Origin of the sequence: Undibacterium paludis (assembly GCF_022568815.1) — a bacterium.
Classification (GTDB): Bacteria; Pseudomonadota; Gammaproteobacteria; order Burkholderiales; family Burkholderiaceae_D; genus Undibacterium.
Map to the genome: position 1 here is coordinate 1 of NZ_JAKZHX010000017.1, position 12692 is coordinate 12692.

Annotated in this window: 8 protein-coding genes; 3 read left to right on the forward strand and 5 right to left on the reverse strand. The window is 52.3% G+C overall.

Going from position 1 to position 12692, the window contains the following annotated elements:
- A partial coding sequence (locus tag LZ463_RS24140; RefSeq protein WP_241458863.1) for an ankyrin repeat domain-containing protein occupies positions 1-409 on the reverse strand: 409 nt, incomplete at its 3' end.
- 878 nt (positions 410-1287) lie between these two features.
- Between LZ463_RS24140 and fusA the strand changes: the two genes are divergently transcribed.
- Both fusA and LZ463_RS24150 read left to right on the forward strand, forming a co-directional pair.
- Entirely contained in the window at positions 1288-3381 is a 2094-nt protein-coding gene (gene fusA / locus LZ463_RS24145; protein ID WP_241458864.1) for an elongation factor G, read from the forward strand.
- 668 nt (positions 3382-4049) lie between these two features.
- Positions 4050-5717, forward strand: a complete 1668-nt coding sequence (locus LZ463_RS24150) for a methyl-accepting chemotaxis protein (protein ID WP_241458865.1) — start codon at positions 4050-4052, stop codon at positions 5715-5717.
- An 84-nt stretch (positions 5718-5801) separates the two neighbouring features.
- Here the strand turns inward: LZ463_RS24150 and LZ463_RS24155 are convergent, their stop codons facing one another.
- Genes LZ463_RS24155 through LZ463_RS24170 form a run of 4 tightly spaced genes read right to left on the reverse strand, consistent with a single transcriptional unit; the run spans position 5802 to position 11701 of the window.
- Positions 5802-7268: a sensor histidine kinase gene (locus tag LZ463_RS24155; protein ID WP_241458866.1), complete on the reverse strand. Its 1467-nt coding sequence runs from the start codon at positions 7266-7268 to the stop codon at positions 5802-5804.
- A 6-nt stretch (positions 7269-7274) separates the two neighbouring features.
- A complete protein-coding gene (locus LZ463_RS24160) occupies positions 7275-9503 on the reverse strand; it encodes a PAS domain-containing sensor histidine kinase (protein WP_241458867.1) in 2229 nt (742 codons plus the stop codon).
- Positions 9484-11253: a putative bifunctional diguanylate cyclase/phosphodiesterase gene (locus tag LZ463_RS24165; protein ID WP_241458868.1), complete on the reverse strand. Its 1770-nt coding sequence runs from the start codon at positions 11251-11253 to the stop codon at positions 9484-9486. The genes LZ463_RS24160 and LZ463_RS24165 overlap by 20 nt, the downstream gene beginning before the upstream one ends.
- A 10-nt stretch (positions 11254-11263) precedes the next feature.
- Positions 11264-11701, reverse strand: coding sequence for a response regulator (locus tag LZ463_RS24170; RefSeq protein ID WP_241458869.1), 438 nt, complete (start codon positions 11699-11701; stop codon positions 11264-11266).
- A 361-nt stretch (positions 11702-12062) separates the two neighbouring features.
- On the opposite strand from LZ463_RS24170, the gene LZ463_RS24175 reads away from it, so the two are divergent.
- Positions 12063-12662, forward strand: a complete 600-nt coding sequence (locus LZ463_RS24175; protein ID WP_241458870.1) for a phosphatase PAP2 family protein — start codon at positions 12063-12065, stop codon at positions 12660-12662.
- Positions 12663-12692 lie beyond the last annotated feature (30 nt).

The window sequence follows — 12692 nt, forward strand, 5'->3', positions numbered from 1 at the left end:
TTCCAGACAGTGGCCAGTCAAGCTGATATCCATACCGGTTGAATGCGCGTCGGAGTTTGATCAATGTTTTTCTTGGCATGTCAGAATTCAGCTTGATCATAGTCTTGCAGGATCGCATGTCCGGGTGCACACCTATCCCCAGCAACAAATACACCATATCCACATGCCCCTGGCCGCATGCCTCGGCTAAGGCATAACCGGACACCATGCCACCGCAAGAGGCAAGCAGTTCAATAATTTCTATATCATTTTCTACGACAAACCAGTGCATGACAGTTTCGCCTGCATAGTTTTTGCAGTTCAGTAAATCCGGTTCACTGTTAATCATCTGCCGCACTAGATGCGGTGTGTAATAGACGGCTTCGATCAAACGGTCATAACCATGGTCCATTCCTGGATGACTTGCCATATAGTTTGCGATTGTTATTGGATGCATGTTTGCTGTTTTTTGGGGCCGACTTTTTGCCCGATATTAGCAATACTGAATGGTAATTGATAGTTTATATCAGATCGATTGAATTTTATTATCGGCGCGCTCATCAAGGGAAAATGCAGGGAGTTTACCTATAAGAATGGTATTTCTGTGCCTGCATTTTTTGTGACGCGACAAGCACAGACCCATTTGACAATCCCCAAAAACAGGATTATTCTATAAAGATGAAAACACTGAGCATACTCTTTTTTACCTCCGCCCTCCCGGCATGTCAGGCGACATCCCGGGGCCGCTGATGTGTGCCCGTTGAAAGCTCTGTAAAGAGTAAAAACAAAGGCCCACAAGGGCCTTTTTTGTTTTCTGGTACTTTGTTTTAGGCGCTTTGTTTTTGCCCTTGATATCCAAAAACTCAGCACCACTTTAGTCAGCACTTTGAACCAACATACTCTCTCATTGAGGAGCCATATAACATGAAGTCAGCAGATGTAGAACGCGCGCGGGTCCACTGAAATAAGGGTGGTCGCATGGCCCCGCGGCGCTGTCACCAAGACAACCCCACGACCGCTCGCTATCAGAACTCATTTCATCAATAGAGATGAGTGCGAACAAGACGATTTGGGATGCAGTGCAAGGCGTGACGCGCAGCTAAGGCGTCCGCCTTTGCAAGCGGCACAACGCTGCAATGCGCCCAAATCGTCAGTTCCCGGAGGGTTTGCCTCATAACGCGTGCTGGACTGCGTTGGACTCGTTATCAATAGCACAGCTATTGACTGCCTCGTCCGCCTTGCCAGCCCGCGTTATGAGGCAAACGCATCTCGTCTCTATTGATGAAATGAGTTCAGGAAAGACCCATCATGACGAACACTGTCCCCCGTGCCGCTTCCAACAAGGCATCTGCTAACTCTGCGCGCAACAACGTGCGCAACACCTGGCGCAACTTTGGCATTATCGCGCACATAGACGCTGGCAAGACCACGTTGTCTGAACGCATCCTGTTTAAAACTGGCGAAATCCATCGCACTGGCGAAGTCCATGAAGGCAATACCGCCATGGACACCATGCAACTGGAAAGAGATCGCGGCATCACTATCGGTGCAGCAGCGACTCGCTGCGTCTGGAACGGCCATGAATTCACGCTGATCGACACGCCCGGCCATATCGACTTTGCGATAGAAGTTGAGCGTTCGCTGCGCGTGCTCGACGGTGCCATCACTGTCTTGTCCGGCGTCGCTGGTGTGCAGCCGCAAACTGAGACTGTCTGGCATCAGGCCGAGAAACATGGCGTGCCCATGATCATCTTCGTCAACAAGATGGACCAGACTGGTGCTGACTTTGCCCGTGTTGCTGAACAAGTGCGCAAGCAGCTTGGCGCACGTCCTGTGCCGCTGGCGATACCCGTCGGCGCGGCGGATGAGTTTGGTGGCGTCATCGATGTCTTGCAACAGCGTTTGCTGCAATGGGATGCCAAGGGCAACATGACCGTGCTGGACTTGCCCGCAGAATTGCAAGCCCAGGCCAAAGCGGCCTATGCCTATGCAGCCTCGGTCGCGGCAGAAGCGAATGATGCATTGACGGATGCCTACCTGGCGAACGACACGCTGAGCCACTCAGAGATATTGCAAGGCTTGCGTACTCTGACATTAGCCAGAAAAGCCACGCCCATGCTCGGTGGTTCTGCGTATAAAAATGCAGGCATAGAACCGCTGCTCGACGCCGTGATAGCCTGGCTGCCAGCGCCCGATGACCGCGCTGCCCCCGTGGCCAGACTGAACGGGGACGACGTGACTGTGGGTACCGGTAGTGATGACGCCCTGGCCGCACTGGTGTTCAAGGTAACGCATGATGAACACGGTTCGCTGGCCTATGTACGCCTGTATGGCGGCAGCATGCATGAAGGTGAAACCATCTGGAATGCAACGCTGGAAGCACCAGTGCGTATAGGTCGTCTGTACATCGTGCATGCCGACAAACGCACACCCGTGGCTGAGGCAAAGGCAGGCAGCATCATCGCCATCGCCAACCTGAAAGACGCGCTGACCGGGCAGACCCTGGCTGGCAAGTCACAGCCGTGGACGCTGGAAACCATCCATGCTGGCGAGCCCGTTGTGGCGCTAGCTGTGGAACCCGGTGCAGGTACTGACAGGGCCAAGATGCTGGCGGCGCTGGATAAATTCCGTCGTGAAGACCCGTCTTTGCGCTTGGAGAGTGATCCAGAAACTGGCGAGACCATCCTGTGGGGCATGGGTGAGCTGCATCTGGATGTGGTACTCGAACGTGCCCGCCGTGAAGCTGCGGTGGACATACGGGTAGGTGCACCCCATGTGGCTTATAAAGAGACCATGGGCCTGGCGACTGTCGAAGCAGAAGGTAAGCTCGACAAACAAAACGGCGGCAAGGGCATGTATGCCCGCGTTGTCGTGCGGCTTGATTTGCTGGGCGCAGACGAAGGCGAATTTGCCTTTGTCAATGTGGTCAAGGGTGGCGTGATACCAACGGCGTTTTTCCCTGCCGTTGAAAAAGGCGTACAGCAGGCCATGCAACAAGGCCCGCTGGGGCAAAAAGTGACGGGCGTCAAAGTCACTTTGCTTGATGGTGATTTCCATGCCGTTGACAGTAACGAAATGGCCTTCATCATCGCCGCCAAAGAAGCCGTGCTGGCAGGTTTGCGCAAGGCCAAACCGGTCTTGCTTGAACCCGTCATGAAAGTGACTGTCGATGCTCCCGCCGTCAACACCGGCGACGTGATCGGCGACTTGCAAAAACGTGCGGGCCGCGTGCTGGGCATCACAGAAAACACGGGCCGTGTTGAAGTGGTGGCCGACGTACCTTTAAGCAAGCTCTTTGGTCATACCACTGACCTGCGCTCGCTGACCCAGGGCCGCGCCTTCGCCAGCGCGATCTATGCAAGGCATGCAGCATGCAGTGTGGAAGAAGCCGCGTTTGCATGATTCTTGTCGCATGCGGATAGTGGGTGGGTTGTCGTTTGATCCGCCTGTTGTTCTTCCGACAGGTTGGCAGGATGAGAAAAGCCAGGGTAGGCACCCTGGCTTTTTTTTGCTCTGTGGAATTCATCCAGGTTTTTCTGGCCCTGCATCAATATTGGAAAAGCGATATTTGGAAAAGCGATATGCCTGAAAGCCGACATGGTCATCATTTGGGGCAGCACAGATTCGTCAACTCTACGCTGGCAAAAATCCATCTGTACGCCTGCTCAGCAATTGATCCCTGTTACGCCAAAGTCACAATTAAAGCGATGTTTTGTACCGCAGTTTTTACATCTATAACTTGAGTGAGGAATTAACCTCATCTTGCACAAGGCACCACCAGGGGAAATCCAGCAGCGTTGCAAAAATAAACATACTGAAGTTAATAATGTAAAAACATTAATGTAAAATAAACCAATATTCTCTCTTCAATTGTACGCTTTGCTGTTAAGCCGCGTGGTTTTGAATGGAAATTGATTTTGATTAACACCGTTTATGACGGTGTGACATAAAAGTGAAGAGAGCGGTTTGCTGTACTTGATTTTGCACCGGATTCACATTTGATTCGGATTTCTGTCGGCATGAGTATTTTTTGCTCAGCCTAAAAGGAATGTCATGAAAGGATCATCCCCATGCGCAACAATCAGCCCGTCACTGGAAAAGAAGTTGAAGTCATGGATGGTCAATCCATTGTCTCCAAAACCGATCTTCGCGGCAAGATCGTTTATTGCAATCCTGCTTTCATCGAAATAAGCGGTTTCGATGAACACGAACTGATCGGATCGCCGCACAATCTGGTGCGCCATCCCGACATGCCCGTGCAAGCTTTTGCTGATTTATGGAACACTATCCGGGAGGGATTGCAATGGAATGGCTTGGTCAAGAATCGTTGCAAGAATGGGGACCATTACTGGGTCAGAGCCAATGTAACGCCTATTATGGAAAACGGGCAGGTGGTTGGCTATATGTCGGTCAGGACCAAGCCAAGCCGGGCTGAGATTACCGAAGCTGAAACACTCTACCAACGCATGCGTGGAGATGAGGGACGTTCAATCAGATTGCATCACGGAAGACTGCAAAGGGCGGGCTGGCGTGGCAGGCTGGCGCAAGCTTTCCAGTTTACTGCTGCCATGAGACTGGCACTGGGTATGGCTTCCTGCATGGTGCTGGTTCTGGCGACAGGCATGTCGCAGTACCTGCGTACTGGTTTTTCACTGTCGGACACGCTAATGCTGACCCTGGCCTTGGTCTTGCTGGCATATCAGTGGCGGTTCATCCAGAGCACGTATATCTGTCCGTTGCGCCACGCCATGCTGGCAGCACGCACCATGGCTGGTGGTGATCTGACCAGTTTGCCACCCAGTGGCGGAGATGACGAAATGGGGCAAATGATGCAGGCTATGCGTCAGATGAATATCAACCTCGTCGCCATTATAGGCGACGTCAGGGACAATGCAGATTCTATCAACCGTGGCAGTCAGGAAATAGCTGAGGGCAATATGGACTTGTCCAGCCGTACTGAGTCGCAAGCTTCCAATCTTGAGCAGACTGCTGCCAGCATGGAAGAATTTGCCTCTACGATCAGGCAAAATTCGGACAGTGCAGCCCAGGCCGCGCAACTGGCGCAGGCAGCATCTCACATTGCGCAGCAAGGCGTGAATATGACTGACAGACTGGGATTCACCATGCACGAAATAAGCGACTCTGCCCGGAGTATAGAAAACATCATCAGTCTCATTGATGGCATCGCGTTCCAGACCAATATCCTGGCGCTGAATGCCGCGGTTGAAGCTGCTCGCGCAGGTGAGCAGGGCCGCGGATTTGCTGTTGTTGCCGGCGAAGTGCGGAATCTTGCCCAGCGTTCAGCTACAGCAGCAAGAGAAATCAAGACGCTCATTACAGATTCGATGGGTAAGGTGAGTGCTGGCAATGATCTGGTTGAACAATCCAGCCGCATCATGTCAGAGTTGATGCAGTCAGTGCATAGCGTGGCGGGAATTATTGATGAAATCAGTCATGCCAGCCGAGATCAAAGTGATGGTGTGGAGCAGGTCAATTTTGCCATTACGCAAATGGATGAAATCACCCAGAAAAATGCTGCCATGGTAGAAGAAGCGGCAGCTTCTGCCAGCAGTCTGGCAGAGGAGACCAGGTATTTGCAGCAAGCCATCAGTGTTTTCAAGTTTAATCGCGCCGCCAGAAGGGCTAGCGCAGTACATCAGCTCCCTGGTCGCTCGTCCCACATCAGCCTCAACCCGGTCGCCCTTAAGCAATTGCCTATGCGAAAAGCCAATGCGTAAATGTCTCTGACGCAACGGCGTCTTGTCCGTTCTTCATCTCAGGGCGCGAATCAGCGAATAGTTATTCAACCTCCTGTCTACTATCTATTCACTGACTTTTGGCCAACTAAATCTGAACACTGCCCCGCGTGGCTGGTTGTCTCCAAGACTGATGGTGCCGCCCAGGGACTCTATAGTTTTCTTGATGACGGCCAGGCCCATGCCGCTGCCCTCTACTTCGTCGCGGGGGCGCAGGGTCTGGAACATGCCGAAGACGCGCTCGCGGTGTTCGGGGGCGATGCCTCTGCCGTCGTCGGCCACTTCAAAAATGAAGCTTTGCTCTGCCGGCAGGGAGCGCACGACAATGTGACCGCTGCGCTTGTCGTGGTGCTTGATGGCATTGTTGATGAGGTTGCGGAACACTAGTTCCAGTGCTACCTTCTGGGTGGCGCTATAGGGAAAACTGCCTTGCAATTCAAGGTCAAAAGAGCGGTCAGTGCAACAGAGGTCAAATACATCACGCACCAGTTCAGAAAAATCTACCGATTCTATGACACCACCAAGACGATCGGCACGGAAGTACAGGAGCAGGTCGTCGAGCAATTTCTCCATACGGGTAACCCGGCCGCGCATCATATGCAGGTGTTCACGGGTCTCTTCGCCGATTTTACCTGCCAGGTCTTCCTCTATCCAGCTAGCGAGCTGGACGACGCCGCGCAAGGGGGATTTCAAGTCATGGGACGCAACATAGACGAAATTATCGAGTTCCTGATTACGGCGTGACAGTTCATCAATAAAGCGCTGGCGTTCTGAAATATCGACGATTGCTGCCAGTATGTGTATGTCACTATCGGTATCAATGGGATTGAGGCCTATTTCTATGGGAAATTCAGAACCATCTTTTTTTATTGCCAGCAAGTCGGGATTGCGATCGACAACGAGAGGTGTTTCCTGATCACGCAGATAATTATTGCGTAACCCGCGATAACCCTCCAAAGATCGTTGAGGTATGAGCATTTCCATGGATTTTCCCATCATTTCCGAGCGGGTATAGCCAAAAATCTGCTCGGTCTTTTCGTTCACCATTTCTATGTGACCAAGCTTGTCTGTCAGTATCATGGCGTTGGGGGCGGCCTCCACCACTTGCTTAAAACGGCGCTCGCTTTGTGTCATTCGTTGCGCCAGTTTATACATACTGCTGAAATCACGGACAATGAAAGACAGGCCTTTGATACTGTCATCGGTTTCATCATGGATGGCAGAAATGGTCAGTGATACAGGCAACTCTGTTCCATCCTTGCAGAGTATGGTGGTTTCAAACTGTCCCAAAACACTGCTTTGCTGCAAGAGCTTAATCAGGGTCTGACATTCGGGCAATTGCCCTTCGGGGAAGAGCAGCGTGAAGGGCTGACCCAGTACATCGCTGGCAGTATGCCCAAACAGCAGGCTGGCCGCATTGTTCCAGACGATGATGATGCCATTGACATCACTACCGATGATTGCATCATTCGCTGAGGCGACGATTGCCGTCAGCAGGGCCTGCTGTTCAATCAAGTTCTGCTGGTCTTCCATGATGTGTCATTCATTGAACGTAGGTTTGCGTGGCCAGGTGAACCGGAATGTCGCCCCCCGGGGATGATTTGGCCCAAGCGTGATTACACCGCCCAGGGATTCTATGGTTTTTTTGATGACGGCCAGGCCCATGCCACTACCTTCCACTTCATCACGCGGGCGCAGGGTCTGGAACATGCCAAAGACACGCTCGCGATGTTCTTCTGCAATGCCGGCGCCGTCATCGGCAACCTCAAAGACAAAATGATTTTCTTCTGTACTCGCCTTTACCGTGAGGTGACCAGACGGTTTGTCATGGTGCTTGATGGCATTATTGATGAGATTGCGAAACACCAGTTCAAGCGCGACTTTGTGAGTTGGGCTATTAGGAAAATCACCTTCCAGCGTCAACTCAAAATTCCTGTTGGTGCAGCATAGTTCAAAGACATCTTTCACCAGTTCTGACATGTCAACCATCTCTACCGCACCACCTAACTGGCCCGCACGGAAATAAAGCAACAGGTCATCAAGCAGTTTTTCCATGCGCTTTATCCTGACACGGATGAGGCGCAAATGTTCATTGCTTTCTTCATCAATCTTGTCGGCAAGATCTTCGGTCAGCCAGGTCGCCAGTTGATCGACGCCGCGCAGTGGTGATTTCAGGTCATGTGAAGCAACGTAGGCGAAGTTGTTTAATTCCTTGTTCCGGCGTGACAGTTCATCGGTGAAGCGCTTGCGTTCTGAAATGTCGACAATGGCTGACAGGACTTTTAGTCCATCAGCTGTTTCGATGGGGTTGAGACCGATCTCGACGGGGAATTCACTGCCGTCCCTGCGCAAACCAAACAGGTCGCGGCCCATGCCCATGGCACGGGTACTGGGGGTTGCAAAATAACTGTCACGCAAACCAGGATGTTGTGGGCGGAAGCGCGCTGGAATAAGCATTTCCATGGGTTGACCCAGTAAATCGCTTCTGGCGTAACCAAAGATATGTTCGGTCTGGGAATTGACCATTTCTATCAGGCCACGGCTGTCTATCATTACCATGGCGTTGGGCGCAGCTTCCACGACAAGGCGGAAGCGCTCTTCCTGGCGTTTGCGCTCAGAGATGTCGACGATGGAAGACAGTACCTTGAGTCCATCGGCCGTTTCGATGGGGTTGAGACCGATTTCTACGGGGAATTCACTACCGTCCTTGTGCAAGCCAAACAGGTCACGACCCGAGCCCATTGAACGTGTGGCAGGTGCGGTGAAATAGTTGTTGCGCAAATCAGGGTGTTGCGGGCGGAAGCGTGCAGGTATCAGTATCTCCATGGGCTGGCCTAATAATTCTGAGCGGGCATAGCCAAAGATGTGCTCGGTCTGGGTATTGACCATCTCTATGATGCCACGGCTGTCTATCATTATCATGGCGTTGGGCGCAGCTTCCACGACCAGACGGAAACGTTCTTCCTGGCGTTTGCGTTCAGAGATATCAACAATGGCGGACAAAACCTTGATGCCATCATCAGTTTCTATGGGGTTGAGGCCGATTTCTACGGGGAATTCACTGCCGTCCTTGCGCAAGCCGAACAAGTCACGGCCACGACCCATGGCGCGTATGCTGGGGGTGCTGAAGTATCCGGCGCGCAAGCGGGGATGTTGCCCGTGAAAACGGGCCGGTATCAGGATCTCCATCGGTTTGCCAAGGAGTTCAGAGCGACCGTAGCCGAAGATCTGCTCGGCCTGTGCATTGACCATTTCTATCAGGCCACGACTGTCTATCATCACCATGGCATTCGGGGCAGAGTCAACCAATTGGCGGAAATGCCTTTCACTGCGTGTCAGACGGGCTGCTATGCGGTGACCAACGCTGAAATCCCGCGCCACCAGCGAGAGCCCGATCACTTCGTGCCTGCTGTCATGAATGGCGGAGATACTGAGCGCCACAGGCAATTCTGCGCCATCCTTGCAGCGGCGCATGGTCTCAAAATTGCCGATGGAGACCCCTTGCTTCAGTAGTTTGATCAGGGATTGGTGGTCGGGTAACTGACCTGCCGGAAAAAGATTGGTGAATGGGTGTTGATAAATGGCCGCGGCCGTGTAACCGAACAAAATCTCGGCGGCGCGGTTCCAGCTGATGATGTTGCCGTTAAGATCACTCCCTATGATGGCATCATCAGCAGAGGCAACAATGGCAGCCAGCAGGGCATGCTGCTCATTGAGGTGATTTTGCATTTCAGAATAGACTGGCCCATTATTGTCCTGAAGTGCCATGATGAATTGCCCCGGTCAGAAATCGGTCTTCAAATTCACTCGAAGAGATTGCCTGTGAATAGTAATAGCCTTGCAAAAGCTCACAGCCGAGATCGGCGCAGAAGCGTGCCTGTTCTGCCGTTTCTATACCCTCAACCACGAGTGACAATTCCATGGTCTGGGCAAAGGCGATCATGGCTGCAAGCAGGCGTTCCTGGGACTCACCTTTGCCTACGCCGGTGACAAAGCTCTGGTCTATCTTGAGAACCTGAATGGGCAGCATTTTCAGGTGCCCGAAAGAGGAATAACCCGTACCAAAATCATCTAGTGACAATTTGACACCGCGCGCTGCCAGTTTATGCAGGATGCCGGCGACATGGTTGGGGTCGCGTATCAGGGCGTTTTCGGTGATTTCCAGTTCCAGGTAATGCGGCGGCAAGCCGCTGCTGAGCAAGGCTTCATCTACGGTATAGATCAGATTGTCTCCCTGCAACTGTATGGCCGATACATTGACAGCGACAGTCAGTTCATCCGTTTTAAAGAAGGGCAGGGCGCGCCATTCTTCCAGTTGGGTGCAGGCAGTACGCATCATCCATTGGTCAATCTCAAACATCAGCCCCATCTCTTCAGCCATGGGCAGGAATACGCCAGGTGTCAATATGCCTTCCACCGGATGTTGCCAGCGCAGCAGGGCTTCGACACCGCCCAGGGTGCCGTCGACGGCATTGATCTTGGCCTGGTAAAAGACCTTGAGCTGCTCATTGCGCAGGGCATGACGCAGGTCACGTTCAAGATACAGGCGATGGCGTACGGCCTGGTGCAACTGATCAGAGTAAAAATGGCTCTGATTTCGGCCTTCCTGCTTGGCGCGATACATGGCAATGTCGGCGCATTTCATCAGTTCGGTCGCATCATTGGCGCATGAACCAAACACGGCAATACCTATGCTCATGGTGACATGCCACTCCATGCCATCGAGGACGATGGGCTTTTTGAACGCATCGACGATGCGTTTCGCCAGCAGTATGGCCTGGTCGACTTTTTCCATGTCCTGCACCAGCACGACAAATTCATCACCACCAAGTCGGGCCAGCAAGTCACTGCCACGGGTGGTGGTGCCCAGACGGCGCGCCACCTTGATCAGTAACTGGTCGCCAATAGCATGACCATAGGTATCATTCACGTTTTTAAAGCGATCCAGGTCAAGCAGCAATACAGCCATCTTGCCATGCAGGCTTTCACGTTTGGCACGACTGACGGCGAAAGCCAGGGCACGTTCAAAATCATAGCGGTTGGCCAGGCCGGTCAGGGCGTCATGCTCGGCCAGTTCACGTAACTGGTTATAGCTGCGGCTGAGTTCGGTCTCCAGTTTGTGACGGTGCCTGGCCTGGTGCAGGGCGCGCATCAGGCGGCGGGCATTAACTTCTTCTTTCAGCAAAAAATCTTGGGCTCCGGCCTCTATGGCCTGTTCCGCCAGACTGATGTCCTCCTGATTGGTCAGCATGATGATGGCGGTGTGTGTCTTGTCCAGGCGCAGGCTTTTCAGCACTTCTATGCCGTCGCGATCAGGCAGGCGGTAGTCAAGAAGGATAACGTCATACTGTGTTTCTTTTGCCAGCAGCAGGCCGTCAAGGGCATTATTGGCTTCAACGATGCTGACGCTGACAGATACCTGTTTCATGGCGCGTATGACAGAACGGCGGTCCAGTTCGTCATCGTCGATGATCAGGATGCGAAGAGTTGTTGTTGGCAGGGCGGCAATGGAAATCATGTGTGCATCCTCAGGCGGCGGGCAGTTCTACCACGCGCCAGTAATGGTCCAGCATTTCTGTCACACGCATAAAACCATCACCGACATGCTGTTTGACAATATAACCAGCTACATGCTGGGAATATGCCTGCAGTTTGTCCTGATCGTCCTGTGAAGTCGTGAGGACGAATACCACAGCAGAAGACAGGTGTTTGTCGTTGCGCAATTCAGCCAGCATTTCAAGGCCATTCATGCGCGGCATATTGATGTCCATCAGGATCAGATAGGGACGTGGAAGTCCTTCAGGACTGCGCAGGATATCAAGTGCTTCTATACCGTCCCTGGCACGTATGATAGGATTGGCGATCTTGAGTTTTTTCAGTGCACGTTCTATACCCAGCACGTCAACGTCATCATCATCGACGACAAGAATGGTAACTGGCTTGGTCTGCGGAATGACATCATTCATTGGACACCTTTTGCCTGCACTGATCCTTAAATAATACCCTAGGGCAACATTTTTACAATCCGGAATTTGTAACAATCATTGTTTTTCCGGAGGTGACTCATGCATCTGATAGTTCCGGTCGGGGTGCCAAGCCTGTTCCCAATAGCCATGCCATAAAGCTATTATTGAATTTGCTTTCATATTATTCAATTAATAGTATGAGTGCAATATTGATATCATTAATTTTCTAATTTTAACAATTTGATACGGATTTGTTGCAATGCTGCGTCATCGCATGTTGATGCTATTTTGTTGATACTGTTGACTGCGTCTGTTTTAGTATGTGGCGTTTTGGATAGAAATGGTATAAATGGTAGAAAAGATGGAAATCTCGGAAGCACTGAATCAAGCCTTGTTTTTGCAGATCAACGCAGGCGCTGAAACCAGTCCGGTACTGATCAGTATTGCAATGTTTATAGCTGTTGCGCTGATTTACCTGATCCCGCTGGCATTGCTGGTTGCCTGGCTATGGCTGCCCGCACAGCGTGAGCTGGCGGTTAAGGCGAGCCTGACCTGTGCCATTGCGCTGGGTCTGGGGCAGGTTATTACCCTGTTCTGGCAGCATCCCCGGCCTTTTATGATTGGCCTTGGCCATACATGGCTGGCACACGCCGCTGACGCTTCCTTCCCCAGTGACCATGGCATCGTGTTTGCCAGCATGGCGCTAACCCTGTTATTAACCCGAAAACTGTTGCCGGGGTTGCTGCTGGCAGTGGTCGGCATAGCCGTTGCATGGTCACGCATTTTCCTGGGGGTACACTTCCCCTTCGACATGCTGGGCGCTGTTGCCGTTTCATTGCTGGCCTATGTGATCCTGCGGTTATTGTGGAGCAGGAAAGGCACAGCCCTGATGCATGCCTTGACGGCTGTGCATGGCTGGCTGATGGCGCTACCGATCAGCAAGGGCTGGGTCAGGCCCTGAAGTTTTGGCAGTGTGCAGGGTTTTGTTGCA